Source organism: Maritalea porphyrae (assembly GCF_027213965.1).
GTDB lineage: Bacteria > Pseudomonadota > Alphaproteobacteria > Rhizobiales > Devosiaceae > Maritalea > Maritalea porphyrae_A.
This window is the reverse complement of sequence record NZ_JAPWGX010000002.1, coordinates 19,377-36,602: the sequence shown is the minus strand read 5'-3', so window position 1 is coordinate 36,602 and position 17,226 is coordinate 19,377. Positions and strand designations below refer to the sequence as shown.

Here is a 17,226-nt window from a genome sequence, read left to right as displayed (position 1 = left end):
TAGTTATTTTCCACTATAGGCAATTGAGCTGGCATGTTGGTACGGATATTGAATTGGTTTAAGAAACACGTATGGAGTGCGACGAATATTCCAGCGTTAATTGCACTCGTACTAACTGTGTGTTTTTGGCAATATTCTGAATACCAAAGTCGGTCCATTCACGAGCAGACCGTACGTGAAGAAGTAACAAGCCACGCAAACCTATTGCGGTCCCAGTTAGAGGGAAACATAAACTCAAATCTGCAGTTGGCCAAAGGGTTGGTGTCGGTATTGTCCGGGCAACCAGACATGACACCGGCAGAGTTTGAGAGATTAGCCAAGAACCTATTTGACGGGCATTCAGAGCTTACCGTCATCGCAGGTGCACCTGATCTTGTAATATCAATGATACACCCGCGAGAAGGCAACGAAAAAGCGATCGGGCTCGATTATAACCAAAATGTTGCGCAGCGTGCTGCCGCGCTAAGAGCGCGTGACAGCGGAAGTCTTATTTTGGCTGGCCCCGTAAATCTGGTTCAAGGCGGTCAGGGCTTCATTGGCCGTTTCCCCGTATTCACGGACAATCCGGACGGTACGCAACGCTTTTGGGGAATTGTTTCGGCTGTGATTGATGTTCAAAAGCTTTATGAAAACAGTGGCCTAACCAACAAAGACTTGCCGATTGACGTTTCACTTGTGGGAAAAGATGCGCTTGGAGCCCGAGGCGAGGTATTTTTTGGCCCTGACAAGCGAGATTTTAACAAGTCGGTACGCGTGAATGTGAGCTTACCAAATGGATCATGGCAAATGCTTGCCTGCCCAAAAGGGGGCTGGAAAGCACATGCTGCAGATTTGACGTCTTTGCGCATTGCAATGTTGTTCGCGGGCTTACTCGTTTTTGCACCAACGGCATATTCTGGCCACCTTATGCGTCAGCGTGAAAAGCAAAATGCAGAGCTCGCCATGCGTGAAGAGAGAATTGGCCTGATTTCCGAACGCCTAAATGTTGCTCTCTCATCTTCAGATATCGGTGTTTGGGAGGCAAATCTTGTCACAGGAGATCGATTCTGGGACCGGCGCACAAACTTGCTTTTCGGGCTGGACCCTCAAGATACAACCCGCTCGGGTGATGCGTTCATCAATAGCCTTCATCCTGACGATGCAGAACGGGTCTTGAGTGCATTCAATGAAGCAATTGAGAAAAAATCACAACTCAGTACACAGTTCCGCATCATAACGCCCCAAGGTATCACACGTCATCTCCAGTCACGATGCGCTTACTACCACCCAATTGATGGCTATCCAAAGATGGTTGGTGTGAATTGGGACATAACAGCCGAAGTCAATCTGCGTGATGATCTGCTCTCGGCAAAAAGACTGGCCGAAAGCAAAAATGTAGAGCTTGAAGGGATGCAAATCCGTATCAAACATCTTGCGCTGCACGATCCTCTCACAATGTTGCCCAACCGTCGCTTCTTGGATCAAACGATTGAAGAGTATGTACCAAACGACCGCAACGAAAACATGGTTGCAATGCTGGCGATCGACTTGGACCGATTCAAACAGATAAACGATTCTTTGGGCCACCTGGCTGGCGATGCAACCTTGCGACACGTGGCCAAAGTGTTGAGCAAATCTCTGGATGAACAAGATTTTGTCGCTCGAGTTGGTGGGGATGAATTTGTTATCATTTTGGAGCGCGAGTTGGACAAGGCAGAACTTGCGGCTCTAGCGCACTCGATCATTGAAAAACTCAAAGTACCTTTTATCTACGAAGGTCAACCATGCCGATTCGGTGCTAGCGTGGGGATCGCCTATGCCCGCAGTGGGGAAGCAGATCTAAATGATCTGATGACGAAGTCTGATATTGCCCTCTATCGTGCAAAAGAACTTGGGCGGAATTGCTATGAGTTCTTCTCAAATGATCAGCAAGAACGCATCGTCAAAGCACGTGAAGTATCTGAGGATATCCTTTGGGGGCTAGAGCTCAGTCAGTTTGTTCCATACTACCAACCTCAATTCGATGCCCATACAGGCGCAGTGATTGGAGTGGAGGCGCTCGCGCGTTGGGACCATCCAGATAAAGGCGTGTTAACCCCCTATGATTTCCTCAAGGTCGCTGAAGACATAAATGTAATCGACGAAATTGATCATGAAATCCTAACCAGCGTACTCAACGACATGAAATCGTGGGAAGAGCAGGGTGTGTCCATAGCACAAGCCTCGGTCAATATCTCTTCGCCACGTTTGCGCGACGAAAATCTGGTGCGTCGTTTGCAGGAACTGGAAATAGAGCCCGGAAAAATCACCTTTGAATTGCTCGAGTCCATTTTCTTGGATGATTGCGACACGGTTGTTGAGCGCAACCTCGCAAAGATCAAAGCAATGGGTATCGAAATCGACATTGATGATTTTGGTACAGGTCATGCCTCAATTGTTGGCCTGCTCAATCTACAACCAAGCCGCATCAAAATTGACCGGCAGTTTGTGGCTTCCATTGGTTCGTCCGACGATCAGCGTCGTCTGACGAAATCTATGATCGATATGGGCAAATCGCTAAATATTGAGGTCTTGGCTGAAGGCGTTGAAACCGAAGAACAAGCGGAAATCTTGCGCAGCTTGGGCGTAGACGCCCTGCAAGGCTACCTATACGCAAAGCCTATGTCCGCTGCGGATTTGCGTTCGTTTATGAAAGATCACCAACGCCAAGCATCCTGAAAACGCTAGCCGCGGTGTGGCAACCAGATACTAAAAGCGCGAGATCGTGGCGCGCAATTCCTCCATGCCAATTCCCTTTTCAGATGAAGTAATAATCATCTCTGGGTGGGCAGCGGGGTGCTTTGCAACAATCTTGCTGGTTAGTGCAATGACTTTTTCAAGTTCACCAGCTTTTGGTTTGTCCGCTTTCGTAAGAACGATCTGATAAGAAACAGCGGCTGTATCAAGTTCATTCATCACCGTTTCGTCCGCCGCCTTGGGGCCGTGACGCCCATCAATCAACACGAACACACGGCGCAGAGTTGCGCGGCCTTTAAGATAAGCGTGGATGAGGCGTGTCCATTTTTCAACGGTCTTTTTGGGCGCTTTCGCAAATCCATAGCCAGGCATATCAACTATGCGCAAAGGGGCATCATCGGCTTCAAATATGTTAAGCTCTTGCGTACGCCCTGGCGTGTTGGACGTGCGTGCAAGGTTTACCCGGTTTGTCAGAGCGTTGATCAAAGATGACTTGCCAACGTTTGAACGCCCCGCAAACGCAATCTCAAGCCGATCACCTGGCGGTAAATCGTCAATGCGCACGCATCCTTTGATAAACTGCCAAGGGCGTGCAAAAAGCAGGCGACCTGCTTCAATTTCTTTGGGGCTAAATTCACTCATTTGAGCGGTCTATACCGCATTGCGCATGCCGTCTAGGTCTGCTGTGGTGATGGCATCAAGATTTCGCGTAATTTTTTCAATTGGCCAGTTCCACCATTTGATGTTCAGCAAGGATTCAACGGTCTCATCATCAAACCTTTTGCGGATTTCGCGCGCGGGATTGCCAGCAACAATGGTGTAAGGAGGAACGTCTCGTCCAACGACTGCTTGTGCCCCAACAATGGCACCATCGCCAACTTTAACGCCAGGCATAATTGTTGCCCCGCGGCCTATCCAAACATCGTTGCCAACGATTGTGTCACCGCGGGCTTGGCTCTTGAGTTGCATCACATCACCATCGCCCCAGCCATTTTGGAAGATGGCGAATGGGAAAGTAGAGAAGGCTGTGAAGGTATGATTGGCGCCATTCATCATGAATGTGCAATCCTTTGCCAAAGAACAAAACTTGCCGATGATCAATTTGTCACCAACAAAGTCATAGTGGTAGAGCACGTTTTTCTTCTCAAAATCCGCAGCGTCTTCATCATCGTCGTAATAGGTGTAGTCACCGACTTGAATGTCTGGTCGGGTGATGAAGTTCTTTAGAAAGATAAGTTGATCAATGCCAGGCAGAGGCGTTGGGTTTTTAGGGTCCGGACCAAACATAATACACCACAAAAAAATCGCGCCGAGGGTTCGACGCGATCTTAAGCTTTTTTTGGAGGAGGTCTATGGGACCTACTCGAAATTATTTGGCATCGCCATCAGGCGCTTTCTTTTTGAAACTCGCCAAGATGTTGCCAATAATATCAACATCCGCGCCATGCCGTTTCATAATGAAATACTGCTGACAGATGGACAAGAAGTTGTTCCATGCCCAATAGATCACCAAGCCAGCTGGGAAGCCCGCCAACATGAACGTAAAGATCACAGGCATCCAAGCAAAGATGGCAGCTTGTGTTGCATCTGCTGGTGGAGGGTTAAGGCGCATTTGCACAAACATGGTCAGACCCATGATCAACGGCCAAGCGCCAAGCACAAGGAAGCCACCGATTAATGGCAATGCTGTCGGGTCGACAGGAATAAGGCCAAACAGGTTGAACAAGTTCGTGGGATCTGGAACAGCCAAATCTTGAATCCAACCAAAGAACGGCGCTTGACGCATTTCAATGGTGACGAACAACACTTTGTAGAGCGAAAAGAACACCGGGATCTGGATAAGCACCGGCCAGCAACCGCTCATTGGGTTGATCTTCTCGCGCTTGTAAAGCTCCATCATGGCCTGTTGTTGGGCCATACGGTCTTCTTTGTGACGCTCTTGGATTTCTTTCATTTCCGGCTGAACTTTTTTCATACCCGCCATTGAGGCGTATGATTTGTTCGCAAACCAGAAGAACAAAATCTTGATCAATACAGTCACAGCCAAAATGGCGAGGCCGAAGTTGCCCAAAATGTCATTCAAGAAACGGATGACGTAGAACAATGGTTTTGTGATGAAGTGGAACCAACCCCAGTCAATCAGCAATTCAAGTCGATCAAGACCCAGGCCCGTCTCGTATGAATCAATGATTCTTTCAACCTTGGCACCAGCGAACACATAGCTTTTGTGCTCAGCTGTTGTGCCCGCGGCTACAACAGTTGGCTCGGTGGTTACGTAGCTAGCTCGATAGGTATCACGGCCATCAGTTTTCTTGTAATCAAATTGGGCATTGATTGTCGCGCCGGCTTCTGGAAATACAGCCGCTGCCCAATATTTATCGGTAAAACCAAGCCAGCCAGATTTCGCGTCGAACTTCTTACGGCTGTCTTCAACCAAATCCTTGTAGCCAAGCTCAATAAGGTTCGCATCTCCCAACACACCAATCGGTCCTTCATGCAAAATGAAGTAGCCAGAAGTTTCCGGTGTTTCTTGACGCGTGACATATGAATAAGGGTAAAGCGCAATATCGCCTGCCGTGTTGTTCTCAACAGTTTGCTTCACGGTGAACAGGTAGTTCTCGTCGAGCTCGAAAGTGCGCTTGAATACAAGCCCTTGGCCATTATCAAATACCAAAGTAACAGGGGCATTTACACCGAGCGTCGAATTACCTTCTACACTCCAAATGGTTGATGGTTTTGGCAAAGCAATGGTTGAACCTGCCAATGCTGTCCAACCTTGCTCAGCAAAATAGGGTTTTGGCGTGCCTTGAGGCGAAAGCAGCGTGATGATTGGGCTGTCATCATCAATTGTCTCGCGGTAGTGAGAGAGGTGAAGATCGTCCAAGCGACCACCCACCAAGTTGATTGAACCTTCAAGAGCGCCCGTTGCGATCTTCACACGATCTGTGGCGGCAATCACATCTTCTCGCGTGCCCATGATCGTTGCAGGGCTTGCTCCAGTTTGCCCACTAGTGGCAACTGCGCCCGGCGTTGGCAGTCCCGCGTTCGGGTCTGCTTGTGCGGCTAGTTCCGCGGCAACTTCTGCTTGTTGCTGGGCTTTCTCCAATTGGGGACCTGCAACAAAATACTGCCACCCCACCAAGACCAAGATCGACAAGCCGATCGCTAAAATGTAATTGCGGCCTTCACCATTCATGACTTTGCTTTCCGCTCCCGTGCATCCACATTTGCTTTTCGTGGATTGTGTATTTTTTCGATCGCTTTGCCCAAGCCTTCTTCTAAAAGACTAAAGGGCTCATGTAACGCTTCTTTGCGCCCAATCAATACATAGTTGAAATTAGGCTGAAACTTTTGTGCGGTTTTTTCGCTTAGCGCGCGCAGGCGTCGCTTGATTCTGTTGCGTTGTGGCGAGTTGCCAACGCGTTTGGTAACGGTAAACCCAATGCCGGGTTCTGCCTCGTCACACCTAATTGCTTGCAGCACAAAGCCGCGGCGGACTGCTTTCAGTCCACGCGCGGCTTGCAAAAACTGCGCCCGATGCTTCAAACGGCGCATAAAACCACCTGCAAATGTTCGAACCCAACGCGATTCCATCGGGTCACAAGAACATGCTTACGCAGACAAACGCTTGCGACCGCGTGAGCGGCGCGCGTTCAAGATTTTACGGCCATTTTTTGTTGCCATACGTGCACGGAAACCGTGACGGCGTGATCGCACTAGATTGCTAGGCTGAAAGGTACGCTTCATTGCTCATCCACAATGCCGTTCGGGGCATTGTTCCTCTCGAAATAAAATTACAGTTTGCCGGAAATTTCTTGAGCGGTACGCCATGCAATATTGCAGTCGCACCACAAATTGCGGCCAAGTTGGGCGGTGTATAGGCAAATTGGGAGCTCAAGTCAATCTCAAAGCCAACAAAGAATCCGCTTGTTCCACCTCAATTTGCATTAATTCTTATCAACTAGAATTGAACCCGCGTTCACGGCTCGTCAAATTCAAGTGAACCTATGAGGACTTTTGAATAATTGGGGTTATGTTGCCACCAACAAGAATTATCATTGTGGAAGAAAATGCAACCTCAAAGTGAAAAGCCCCAGTTACACAAAAGTATTCGCCGCTGGGCACCCCTCGCCCTATTTGTGATTCTCATCGCCGTCATTGCGTCGACTGGTGCATACAAAGCGCTGTCCTTTGGGGCTTTGGTTGAGAATTTTGGCGTATTGAGGTCTTATATAGGCGACAATTTTTGGCCCGCCATTGCCTTATATGGCGCCCTATATGTGGTCGCTGTGGCTTTGTCCTTTCCCGCTGCGTGGGTGCTCACCATTGCAGGAGGAATATTCTTTGGGTGGTGGGTTGCCGGCCTGGTCACAATTTTCTCCGCCACCATGGGGGCGTCAATATTGTTCTGGATAACGAGCACTTCGTTAGGGGCACAAATGCGCGATAGCGCCGGACCGTTTGTACAAAAAATCCGAAAAGGCATGCAGGACGATGCAGTGAACTACATGTTGTTTTTGCGTCTCGTACCCGCTTTTCCATTCACTCTTGTCAATATTGTACCAGCGATTCTTGGGGTGCCCTTTAAGGTTTTCTTTTGGACGACCCTATTTGGCATTGCGCCGGGCACCTTTGCTTATGCGTATGCGGGTGAGGGGGTAACCTCAATTGTTGAAGCGCAAGCAACCGCCTTTGCCGCCTGCACATCTGCCAACACCGCCACTTGCGGAGTTTCTCTCGCACCAAGCGATTTATTGACCCCCCAGTTGCTTATCGCCTTCAGCGCACTCGGGCTTGTCTCTCTTATGCCTATTGTGATCAAACGCTTTCGCGCCAATAATGCCACCAGCTAAACCAGAAAGCGTCTAATAATGGCCGAATTTTTAAAACCTGACTTATGTGTAATCGGCGCTGGATCAGGCGGATTGACCGTTGCCGCAGCAGCAGCGCAATTGGGCGCAACGGTGATCTTGATAGAGCGCGACAAAATGGGCGGCGACTGCCTCAATACAGGTTGTGTCCCCTCAAAAGCGCTAATTGCAGCCGCGAAGCGGGCGCAACTTATGCGCACGGCTCCCGAATTTGGTATTCAAGCCGAAGAACCTAAACCCAATTTTGGCCGCATCAACGACCACATCAAGGAAGTGATCGCAGGCATCGCCCCAAACGATTCGATTGAGCGGTTTCGCGGCCTAGGTGTTAATGTGATCGAGGGCGAAGCCAGCTTTGTGGATAAGCGCACAGTTAAAGTAGGTAATGAGCAAATTCGCGCCAGACGTTTTGTAATAGCAACCGGGTCGCGCCCAATGGTGCCGCCAATTCCGGGGCTCGCCGAGACGCCTTTTCTCACCAATGAGAGTATTTTTGAGCAGCGCCGAAAACCGTCCGAGTTGATCATCATCGGTGGTGGCCCCATCGGCATGGAGCTAGCGCAAGCCCACCAACGCCTCGGATGTAACGTAACTGTTCTCGAAATGGCTGATCCATTGGCCAAAGATGATCGCGAACTCACCGATATTGCCTTGCGCCACATTCGGCGCGAGGGGGTGGACATCCGTTCAAATACCAAAGTGGTTGAAGTCAAGAAGAAAGCGCGGGCAATTGCTGTTGATGTAGAAGGTTTGGATGGTCAAATCGAGACGTTGGTGGGTACCCATCTTTTGGTTGCCGCAGGACGATCACCCAATGTGGAGCGCCTCAATCTTGACGCCGCAATGGTGGCGCACACCAATAAAGGCATCACGATTAATGATGGTCTGAAAACCTCTAACCGGCGCATCTATGCTATTGGCGATGTCGCCAGTGGATTGCAGTTTACCCATGTGGCCGGCTATCAAGCCGGACTGGTGGTCCGTAACGCTTTGTTCGGGGTGCCGGTAAAGCAGAACCGTCAAATCATTCCTTGGGCCACTTACACAGACCCCGCAATTTCCCAAGTGGGGATGAATGAAGAAGAAGCGCGCCAAAAATTTGGCGATAAGTTTCGGGTTTTACGCTGGAGCTTTGACGAAAATGATCGTGCTCGCGCAGAGCGACAGACCGACGGTTTGGTTAAAGTTCTAACAAATAACTCCGGCAAAATCCTGGGCGCCGGTGCGGTGGGCCTACATGCAGATGAGTTGATCAATATGTATGCATTTGCAATCGCCAACGGCATGAAAATCGGCGCATTCACAAAAATGGTTTCGCCATACCCAACCTTGTTTGAAGTCACAAAACGCATCAGCATCGAATTCTATAAGGACAAATTAGATAACCCCTTGCTTAAAGGCCTTATCGCATTAAACCGATTGTTTGGCTGAACAACATCAGCTTATAGTTCTTTATGTCCGTTCCTCAGAATCAGCCTTATCAGCGCGCCCGTTTCGGTTTGTCGATCAAACTCATCACCATGATTATCAGCATGATCATGATTGTCGAGGTGGTCATCTATCTGCCTTCGGTGGCCAATTTCCGCATCCGATGGCTTGATGATCGGGTGCAGGTTGCTGGGGTTGCGGCACGTGTCATCGAAACTGTGCCGGATGCAATGGATTTGACGCCGGACATGATCAACAATTTGCTCAAGGCCGCCCAAGCTGAAGCGCTGGTTGTGCGTATGCAAGATAAGTCTCAATTGATAGAACGCCTCGACATGCCCATGCCTGTTGCTGTTGTTGGCGCAGACACTCGAAACCGCGAGTCGCTGGAATTGATTGTTGGAGCGCTGGACGTAATCATAAATGGTAGTGACCGCACCATGCGCATCATCGGCTCGCCTACGGGGGCGCAAGATATTATTGTTGAAGTCTTGATGAGTGAAGCAAATCTGCGTCAAGAAATGCTGGCCTATTCGCGTAATATCTTTTGGCTTTCGCTCTTGGTTGCCATTGCGACGGCTGCGGCCATTTTCTTCTTCCTTAATCGTTTGCTCGTGCAGCCGATTGGGCGCATGACGCAAAATATGATCGCTTTTCGCAAAACACCCGAAGACGCAAATCGCATCATCGTACCATCAAATCGCAAAGACGAAGTGGGCATTGCAGAGCGCGAACTATCGATGATGGAACAAGACATTTTTACCATGCTGCGCCAAAAACAGCATTTGGCCGATCTTGGGCTGGCCGTTGCCAAAATCAACCATGACTTGCGCAATACCCTTAGTGCGGCACAAATGTTGTCGGATCAAGTGGCAACGCTTGAAGACCCGCAGGTGCAGCGTTTGGCCCCGCGTTTGGTGACGACACTGGATCGGGCGATTAATTTTGCCCAATCGGTTTTGGACTACGGTCGACAAAAAACAGTTCCACCAAAGTTTGAACATGTGGATTTGCGCGCGCTGATTGATGAATCAGCGATTGACGCTGGGGTGCGTTCGCATCCTTCGATTGAGTTCGCCAATGAAGTGCCAGATGATGTGGTGATTAATGTTGATCCCGATCAGATATCTCGGGTTTTCGTCAATATTCTGAAAAATGCGCGTGAAGCTTTGGAGGTATATAAAAAAGCGGAAGCGACAAAGCGCGTGTTCGTTCGATTAGAAGAACAAGCCAACTGTTATCAAATCAAGATCGGCGACAACGGCCCCGGGTTGCCACCAAGGGCGAAAGAGAATCTCTTTGTAGCGTTTGATGGGTCCGGCCGTGCCGGCGGCACGGGGCTTGGATTGGTGATTGCAAAAGAAATCACAGAATCACACGGTGGCCGGCTTTCATATTTGGACACACAAGAAGGAACGACCTTTTGTATCGAACTGCCAACAATCAAGGATTAGCCTGACCAGGCATGGCTATCTGACAGAAAAAACACCAAAAAACAAAAAAGATATAAATGAGGCACTTGCATTCCAAATCAGCCCGGTATATGCCTTTGCCACACTGATGAGGGTAGCCACTACCCACCGTCAAAAATGCACCGGTAGCTCAGCTGGATAGAGTACTTGACTACGAATCAAGGGGTCGGGAGTTCGAATCTTCCCCGGTGCACCATTCTTCCTTTTTTGAACGTCTCACGAACCTGACCAACGCCCAGTGTTGGAGCAGAAGCAGTCTTTATATTGTTCACTGGAATGTCAGCTGCGTGGACAAATTGGCCATCCCAAAGTCTATGCTCACGTCCGCAAAGGACGGAATGCAAAGATCTGCAAACTGTAAATCACAACGTTGCAATGCTCAGAAAAACTCACTGGGGTTCGTTTACGTCAAGTGAAGCATGCCAGTCTGACAAAAATTGATCTCGTTTGATTTCGTCTAAGTATGTCAAAAGGTTAGGCCCCAGTCGAATGGGAAGCAAAGCGCGGCTGGACTGCAAGAGTGACCTTACCTCCATCGAACGACTGCTCTCGTGGAGCGGAATTAATGACGAACTACCCGATATTGCTTGTTGCCCTTCCTCCGAAAGCAAATAGGAAACAAATGTCTTGGCCTGACTTAGGTTTGTGGAGCCTTTGGCAACAAATGCGGTTCTTGTCATAACCAATGCATAGTCTTCAAAGAGCTTTATCCCAATTTGAGCGTTTTGAGTTGCGGCATTGTGAGCGTAAGAGCCTAGGATATTGTAACCCAATACCAGTTCACCTGCTGCAATCTGTTCGATCATTTCCGATGTGCAGCAATAGACTTTTGCCCTGGCACGACCAAAGGTCTCAATTAATCGCGAATACAAGTAACCGCGCTGCGTGTCCTGCGTCGCAAGCAAATAGCCCACACCAGACTGGCCAATATCGTAGGTGCCAATTTTTCCCGCAAAGAAATTAGGGTTGTCGCGTATTAGACCCGCAAGCTCTGAACGGGTGTCTGGTAGCTTGAGTTCAGCAAACGCTTCGCGATTATAAACCATAGCCACAGGTTCAAAGGTAAACCCAAACAAGGAATCCAGCCAATAAGACCATTCCGGGGAGTCGGCCAGTTTTGCTGGTTGAAACTTGTGCGCCAATCCCTTGTTCACCAAATCGGTTTGCAAATCCATGGCTGAAGAAATGATAACGTCGCCCGCATGTTGACCAGACAATACGTGCTCATACAATTCTCGCGTGTTGTACTCTTGATAATCAATTTTGATATTCGGGAACTTGGCTTCAAATGAATGCAAGACATTGGCGAACGCAGTGGTGTCGGTGGCGCTAAGGACAACAAGTTGGTTGCGCTGTTGCGCATGCGCCGCAGTTGTTGCGCAAAGAAACGTTCCAAGGGCCAATATAATGGGGAAAAGTTTTGCCATATTAATGTTCCACCAATTTGGGAAATGTCAGCTTGATACAAACCCCGCCATGAGGTGAACCTGTGAGTTCAATACTCCCCGAGTGGCTTTTCATTGCAGCTGATACAATAGACAGGCCAACACCACTACCAGCGTAAGGCCCCGTCGCGAAAAACCTCTCCAGCACCGCTGACTGCTGCGCCAAATCCAAGCCAGGGCCATCGTCCTCGATTTGAATGCAAACTCCAGATGTAGCTGTTTCCTCAATTGATATCCAAATGCGGCACTGACCGCCCGAGTGTTGAACAGCGTTCACCAACACATTGTCGATCGCTTCTTTGATGGCGACAGCATCTCCTACAACAAATGCGCAACCTTTTAATTTGGGTGCAATATGCACTTCGATTTCAATGTTCTCATGGCGATCAATCGAGAGCGTTCGTTCTACCGCCGCCGTAATTATTTGCGCCAAATCGATTTCTTCAAACTCAATATGATCATGACGATGCATGATCATTGCGTGTGCGAGCAATTGATTGGTCAGATTTATTGTGCGCGCTAGTGCCGACAAGGCTTTTTCATTGCTCGCTTTATGAATTTTAGGATCCATTTGATTGTCGGCATTTTGCATGTGACCCATCACTGTGGTGAGAGAAGTGCGCATTTGATGGGCCACATCGGCAATAAATTGTTCTGCATTGTCTTTGGAGACAGCCAAGCGGTTCATAAACCCATTGATTGAATCAATTAGCCCAACAATTTCTCTTGGCGGTTGTGCGGCCAAAGGTGAAAGGTCAAACTGTGTTCTTTGGGAGATGTTTTTCTCAATTCCTAGAAGTGGGCGCATAGCAATTGTGATGGCCACGCGCGAAAATACCAGGGAAATAACAGCCAATATGGCTAAGCCAGAAAAGCCCTTAAGAAAAATATCGCGTTGTAGTTCATTTCGACTGTTTCGAGTTTGGCCAATCTGAACGCCAACAGTTTCGGTTGCTGTAGCTGAAACTAAGTGACGGTAGCGCACCGAGAAACGAACCAATTCACCAAGATAGAAAGCGTCGTAAAACTGATTGGTTTTATCTTCGGTCGGCGACCCAACACTTTGTAGGTCTTGGTTGCCTGTAATCGTTTTTCCGTTGGCATCCATCACCCTGTAAAACACACGATCAGCGCGGGAGAGCGCCAAAATCTGGTGTGCGGCAGGGGGTAAGTCTACGAGAACTTTGTTGTCGATAATCGATATGCGTTCTTCAATGGCAATCGATGCACCTTGCAACAACAAGTCGTAAGTTTGATTTGCTGCCGAACGGGCATAACTCCAAAGCCCAATCGAGATGATCACAAGGACAAGCATAAAGCCCGCAGCCATCGCAAATGTTAGCCGCCGTCGCAAAGAATAAGTTGCTCGTTTTCTATCTTTCATTTGCACTGGCCAGATAGCCCAACCCTCTAATCGTTCGAATTGCAAAATCCGAACCTTCGAGTTTTTTTCGCAGCCTTGTCACCGTTTGTTCAACCGCATTTAAACTGGGCGCTTGACTAAAGGTATAGATTTTGTCGGCTACGTCTTCTTTTGACATGACCCGCCCCAAATTGCTCAAGAACACTTCGAGCAGCTGTACCTCTCGGGCTTGCAGTTCAACCTCCACGCCATCGATTAAGACGCGCTTTGCACGTCGGTCATATTGGAACTTGCCAAAGATGACGAGATTGCTTGATTGGCCCGATCGGCGCCGCACCACAGCCCTGCATCGAGCAGCCAATTCGCCGAAGTCAAAAGGCTTGGTCAGATAGTCATCTGCTCCCACATCCAAAATGTTTATTCGATCGGCAATGTTGGAGCGGGCAGTAAGGACGATTATGGGAATATTGTCGTTTCTAGCGCGAACATCGTTGAGTACATCGACGCCAGACGCACCAGGCAAGTTGATATCTAGAATAACCAGATCAAATTGTTTGTGACGCAAAAGCTGCAGAGCCTCTTGTCCGTTAGATTCCCAGTCGAGGGCGCTACCCTCAGCATTGAACCTGAGCGCAATTAGTTCTGCCAACTCTCGATTATCTTCGACCAACAATATCCTCATGACGAGCAAAACATTAGGGCAATTGAGCCCCATAACCAATGCCCGATAGCCGAAATTTCTAACGGTCAGCTTCAGGTCAGTTTGGAGTCAATCCACCGTCAGTTGGGTCCCATATAAAGGCAACGCTCAGGCGGTTGTGGGGCCGCTTGGGCGCTTTCGTTTGCATCCCATGGGAGGAAATCATGAATTTCAAAAAATTTAGCACCATTTTGGCGGTATCGCTTACTCTCGCAGCTCCTGCTTTTGCCGGTCCAATCGATAGACCTGAATGCATTGCACCAGCAAAACCGGGCGGTGGTTTTGATTTGACGTGTCGTGTTGCGCAATCTGGTTTGAAAGCTCAAATGGAGAAGCCGATCCAGGTAACATTTATGCCAGGCGGCGTTGGCGCCGTTGCGATCAATTTGTTCAACACCACGCGAACAGATGATGACAACGCAATCGTGGCATTTTCATCGGGTTCTTTGCTCAACATGGCAACTGGAAAATATGGCGAATGGAAAGAATCCGACGTGCGTTTTCTCGCATCAGTCGGCGCCGACTTTGGTGCAATCGTTGTGCCTGAAGATTCCCGTTTCAAATCGCTAGACGATTTAATGGCCGCAGCTGAAAAGGACTTGAAATCAATTGTGGTTGGCGCAGGCGGCTCAATTGGTTCTCAGGATTGGATGAAGGCGGCGTTGTTGCTCGGTTCTCGTCAGTTGAGCCCACGCGATATGCGCTATGTGGCGTTTGATGGCGGCGGCGAGTCAATTGCTGCGCTATTAGGTGGGTCAATCGAAGTTTATATGGGTGACGTGGGTGAATTGGTTTCACACGTTGGAGAAGGCAAACTTCGCATTCTCGCTGTAATGTCGCCAGAACGTATTGGCGCGCCTTTCGCAGACATTCCAACTGCCATTGAACTTGGTTACGACGCTGAGTGGACCATTTTGCGTGGCTTCTACATGGGTAAGAACGTTTCAGATGAAGCATATAACGCATGGGTTGAAGCATTTGAAGCGGCCTATGAAACCGAAGAGTTCGCAACCATTCAAAAGGAAAAAGGACTTCTTCCTTTGAACATGGCAGGTGCCGAACTCAACGCGTCTATCCTCGAACGTGTCGCAAAGATGCGCGACATTGCGCGTGGTGCGGGTCTGATCGACTAACCAACTACAAACACACAGGAAGGAGCCATCATTGGCTCCTTTTTTGGGAGATACCTATGATAGATCGCATCTTTGCTGGGGCGGTTCTGCTTGTAGCGCTTGCCTATGTCGTTCTTGCATTCACCGTAATTGGGGCACCTTTTCAGTACGACCCTTTGGGGCCTGAAAGCTGGCCGCGGATCATTGGCAGCTTAGCCGTACTTTGCTGTGCCGCCCTAATTATTCGCCCGGAAATTGAAGATTTTTCTGCAAGCAAACAAACATTACTGCGTCTAGCAATTTTGGTTGGCATGCTTTGCGCTTACGCATTCCTCTTCAAACCGCTTGGTTTCATCATCTCAACAACAATGTTCAGCTTCGCATTGTCAAAATTTCTCGGTGCGCGCGTAAAGCCTGCGGGGCTCTTTGCGGTCTCAGCAGGCGTGGGGGGATATGTTTTGTGCAAGATGATCTTGGACCTCAACCTGCCATCCGGCATCTTGAAACAGTTTCTTTAGGATAGAAAATGGACACCATCATCAATGGCTTGGGCGCCGGTTTTGCAGTCGCCTTTGACCCTTTTAACCTTATGCTTGTGCTTGTTGGGTGCTTTGCTGGGACGTTGATTGGCGCTCTTCCTGGTCTGGGGCCCATCAACGGCGTTGCAATCCTGCTGCCGATTGCTTATGGCCTTGGCCTGCCAGCAGAGTCCGCGATTATTCTCCTCGCAGGTATCTACTACGGCGCAGAATACGGTGGACGAATTTCATCCATTCTGCTCAATGTCCCCGGTGATGCCGGGGCAGTGTTCACCACATTGGACGGCAACCCGATGGCAAAAAAAGGGGAGGCTGGTCGGGCATTATCTTTGTCTGCGCTCGCCTCGTTTTTCGGGGGTACTTTTGCCGTCATTCTAATGAGTTTGTTCGGACCATTGCTCGCCAGCTACGCGGTAACATTCTCGCCATCAGACTATGTCGCGTTAATGGTGTTCGCTTTTGCCAGCTTGGCTTCGCTTGTCGGCAGCAATGCGGTTAAAACCCTTCTAGCGGCTTTACTTGGTCTCATGCTCGCCTCGATTGGAATTGACGCAAACACTGGCGTTGCACGCTATACATTTGGCATTCCCGACATTCTAGCGGGCATCGATTTCTTGGTTGTTGTTATTGGCTTATTCGGCATGGCTGAGCTGATTCATCTTGTTGAACAACAAGTGTCTGGCAAGATGAAAGCCCTCAAAATCGATAAGAGTTTCGTGTCTTGGGCCGATATGGTGAATGTCAAATGGGCGATTGTACGTTCGTCGTTTATCGGGTTCTTTATTGGCATTTTGCCCGGCACTGGCGCGTCAGTTGCATCGGCCGTGGCTTATGGCACGGAAAAACGCATATCCGATAACAATGGCACATTCGGCAAAGGTGACCCAAGAGGGTTGGCGGCACCAGAGGCTGCCAACAATGCGGCCGCAGGTGGCGCAATGGTTCCAATGTTGACACTTGGCATTCCCGGATCTGGCACAACTGCAATTCTGCTGGGTGCATTTTTGTTGTTTAACATAACCCCGGGGCCCGCCATGTTCACGCAACATCCTGAGGTTGCCTGGGGGCTGATTGCATCAATGTATATTGGCAATGTGGCATTGCTGATAATCAACCTGCCGTTGGTCGGAATCTTTGCTCGAATGCTGACAATTCCACAGAAGTATTTGACACCTTTGATCGCTGTTTTGGCGTTTATTGGCGTCTATTCTGTGGTTTCAAACCCACATGATCTGTACATGATCATAGGGCTTGGCGTTATGGGGTGGCTCCTTCGAAAACTCGACTTTCCGTTGGCTCCTGTCATTCTTGGCTTTGTATTGGGTGGATTGTTTGAAGACAACTTGCGTCGCGCCCTGTCTATCTCGGCTGGAGATTGGTCAATCCTTGTTAATTCCCCAGATTCAATTGTGCTTTATGGGCTAGCAATAATCGTGGCATTGGTTCCCGTTTTTCTTCGCAAAAAAAGGGCAAAAGTATAAATCGACGATTTGCACTTGTGAAAGCGTCATTGCCGCGCTCTGTCGTTCAGAGCGCGGCCTTTATGCCTAAGGAATGTGCAAACATTGCCAACCACAAGCC

General features: G+C 49.1%; 15 protein-coding genes and 1 tRNA gene. 8 read left to right on the top strand and 8 right to left on the bottom strand.

What is annotated here, in order from left to right; genetic code table 11:
* The first annotated feature begins 33 nt into the window (after positions 1–33).
* Positions 34–2,697, top strand: coding sequence for an EAL domain-containing protein (locus O4H47_RS04995; RefSeq protein ID WP_269392858.1), 2,664 nt, complete (start codon positions 34–36; stop codon positions 2,695–2,697).
* Positions 2,698–2,727: 30 nt separating this feature from the next.
* On the opposite strand, the gene yihA is transcribed toward O4H47_RS04995, so the two are convergent.
* The 5 genes from yihA to rpmH form a co-directional block, all read right to left on the bottom strand.
* Complete coding sequence (yihA, locus tag O4H47_RS04990; RefSeq protein WP_269392857.1) at positions 2,728–3,357, bottom strand: ribosome biogenesis GTP-binding protein YihA/YsxC; 630 nt, start codon at positions 3,355–3,357, stop codon at positions 2,728–2,730.
* Between the two features lie 9 nt (positions 3,358–3,366).
* Positions 3,367–4,002 (bottom strand): CatB-related O-acetyltransferase, encoded by a 636-nt coding sequence (locus O4H47_RS04985; protein ID WP_269392856.1) that lies wholly within the window; start codon positions 4,000–4,002, stop codon positions 3,367–3,369.
* Between the two features lie 82 nt (positions 4,003–4,084).
* Positions 4,085–5,911, bottom strand: coding sequence for a membrane protein insertase YidC (gene yidC, locus O4H47_RS04980; RefSeq protein WP_269392855.1), 1,827 nt, complete (start codon positions 5,909–5,911; stop codon positions 4,085–4,087).
* A complete protein-coding gene (rnpA, locus tag O4H47_RS04975) occupies positions 5,908–6,270 on the bottom strand; it encodes a ribonuclease P protein component (RefSeq protein ID WP_269392854.1) in 363 nt (120 codons plus the stop codon). Before rnpA ends, yidC begins: the two co-directional genes overlap by 4 nt.
* A 57-nt stretch (positions 6,271–6,327) precedes the next feature.
* Entirely contained in the window at positions 6,328–6,462 is a 135-nt protein-coding gene (rpmH, locus tag O4H47_RS04970; protein WP_269392853.1) for a 50S ribosomal protein L34, read from the bottom strand.
* 323 nt (positions 6,463–6,785) lie between these two features.
* On the opposite strand from rpmH, the gene O4H47_RS04965 reads away from it, so the two are divergent.
* The 4 genes from O4H47_RS04965 to O4H47_RS04950 all read left to right on the top strand — a co-directional run bounded on the left by O4H47_RS04965 (position 6,786) and on the right by O4H47_RS04950 (position 10,682).
* Positions 6,786–7,568 carry a TVP38/TMEM64 family protein gene (locus O4H47_RS04965; protein WP_269392852.1) on the top strand — a complete coding sequence of 261 codons (783 nt, stop codon included), beginning with the start codon at positions 6,786–6,788 and terminating at the stop codon, positions 7,566–7,568.
* A gap of 18 nt (positions 7,569–7,586) precedes the next feature.
* Positions 7,587–9,017, top strand: a complete 1,431-nt coding sequence (locus O4H47_RS04960; RefSeq protein WP_269392851.1) for a dihydrolipoyl dehydrogenase family protein — start codon at positions 7,587–7,589, stop codon at positions 9,015–9,017.
* A gap of 23 nt (positions 9,018–9,040) precedes the next feature.
* Positions 9,041–10,468, top strand: a complete 1,428-nt coding sequence (locus tag O4H47_RS04955; RefSeq protein WP_269392850.1) for a sensor histidine kinase — start codon at positions 9,041–9,043, stop codon at positions 10,466–10,468.
* A gap of 137 nt (positions 10,469–10,605) precedes the next feature.
* Positions 10,606–10,682: transfer RNA gene (locus tag O4H47_RS04950), tRNA-Arg, on the top strand.
* A gap of 193 nt (positions 10,683–10,875) precedes the next feature.
* Here the strand turns inward: O4H47_RS04950 and O4H47_RS04945 are convergent.
* Genes O4H47_RS04945 through O4H47_RS04935 form a run of 3 tightly spaced genes read right to left on the bottom strand, consistent with a single transcriptional unit; the run spans position 10,876 to position 13,964 of the window.
* Positions 10,876–11,913 carry an ABC transporter substrate-binding protein gene (locus O4H47_RS04945; RefSeq protein ID WP_269392849.1) on the bottom strand — a complete coding sequence of 346 codons (1,038 nt, stop codon included), beginning with the start codon at positions 11,911–11,913 and terminating at the stop codon, positions 10,876–10,878.
* A 1-nt stretch (position 11,914) separates the two neighbouring features.
* A complete protein-coding gene (locus O4H47_RS04940; protein WP_269392848.1) occupies positions 11,915–13,315 on the bottom strand; it encodes a sensor histidine kinase in 1,401 nt (466 codons plus the stop codon).
* Complete coding sequence (locus O4H47_RS04935; RefSeq protein WP_269392847.1) at positions 13,305–13,964, bottom strand: response regulator transcription factor; 660 nt, start codon at positions 13,962–13,964, stop codon at positions 13,305–13,307. Before O4H47_RS04935 ends, O4H47_RS04940 begins: the two co-directional genes overlap by 11 nt.
* Before the next feature lie 194 nt (positions 13,965–14,158).
* On the opposite strand from O4H47_RS04935, the gene O4H47_RS04930 reads away from it, so the two are divergent.
* Genes O4H47_RS04930 through O4H47_RS04920 form a run of 3 tightly spaced genes read left to right on the top strand, consistent with a single transcriptional unit; the run spans position 14,159 to position 17,126 of the window.
* Entirely contained in the window at positions 14,159–15,127 is a 969-nt protein-coding gene (locus O4H47_RS04930) for a Bug family tripartite tricarboxylate transporter substrate binding protein (RefSeq protein ID WP_269392846.1), read from the top strand.
* Positions 15,128–15,183: 56 nt separating this feature from the next.
* A complete protein-coding gene (locus O4H47_RS04925) occupies positions 15,184–15,624 on the top strand; it encodes a tripartite tricarboxylate transporter TctB family protein (RefSeq protein ID WP_269392845.1) in 441 nt (146 codons plus the stop codon).
* 8 nt (positions 15,625–15,632) lie between these two features.
* Positions 15,633–17,126, top strand: coding sequence for a tripartite tricarboxylate transporter permease (locus O4H47_RS04920; protein ID WP_269392844.1), 1,494 nt, complete (start codon positions 15,633–15,635; stop codon positions 17,124–17,126).
* Positions 17,127–17,226: the final 100 nt, after the last annotated feature.

Bases quoted from the DNA above. Each gene is read 5' to 3' on its own strand.
- O4H47_RS04995 (WP_269392858.1), top strand. From the start codon at position 34: ATGTTGGTACGGATATTGAATTGGTTTAAGAAACACGTATGGAGTGCG.
- yihA (WP_269392857.1), bottom strand. From the start codon at position 3,357: ATGAGTGAATTTAGCCCCAAAGAAATTGAAGCAGGTCGCCTGCTTTTT.
- O4H47_RS04985 (WP_269392856.1), bottom strand. From the start codon at position 4,002: ATGTTTGGTCCGGACCCTAAAAACCCAACGCCTCTGCCTGGCATTGAT.
- yidC (WP_269392855.1), bottom strand. From the start codon at position 5,911: ATGAATGGTGAAGGCCGCAATTACATTTTAGCGATCGGCTTGTCGATC.
- rnpA (WP_269392854.1), bottom strand. From the start codon at position 6,270: ATGCGCCGTTTGAAGCATCGGGCGCAGTTTTTGCAAGCCGCGCGTGGA.
- rpmH (WP_269392853.1), bottom strand. From the start codon at position 6,462: ATGAAGCGTACCTTTCAGCCTAGCAATCTAGTGCGATCACGCCGTCAC.
- O4H47_RS04965 (WP_269392852.1), top strand. From the start codon at position 6,786: ATGCAACCTCAAAGTGAAAAGCCCCAGTTACACAAAAGTATTCGCCGC.
- O4H47_RS04960 (WP_269392851.1), top strand. From the start codon at position 7,587: ATGGCCGAATTTTTAAAACCTGACTTATGTGTAATCGGCGCTGGATCA.
- O4H47_RS04955 (WP_269392850.1), top strand. From the start codon at position 9,041: ATGTCCGTTCCTCAGAATCAGCCTTATCAGCGCGCCCGTTTCGGTTTG.
- O4H47_RS04945 (WP_269392849.1), bottom strand. From the start codon at position 11,913: ATGGCAAAACTTTTCCCCATTATATTGGCCCTTGGAACGTTTCTTTGC.
- O4H47_RS04940 (WP_269392848.1), bottom strand. From the start codon at position 13,315: ATGAAAGATAGAAAACGAGCAACTTATTCTTTGCGACGGCGGCTAACA.
- O4H47_RS04930 (WP_269392846.1), top strand. From the start codon at position 14,159: ATGAATTTCAAAAAATTTAGCACCATTTTGGCGGTATCGCTTACTCTC.
- O4H47_RS04925 (WP_269392845.1), top strand. From the start codon at position 15,184: ATGATAGATCGCATCTTTGCTGGGGCGGTTCTGCTTGTAGCGCTTGCC.
- O4H47_RS04920 (WP_269392844.1), top strand. From the start codon at position 15,633: ATGGACACCATCATCAATGGCTTGGGCGCCGGTTTTGCAGTCGCCTTT.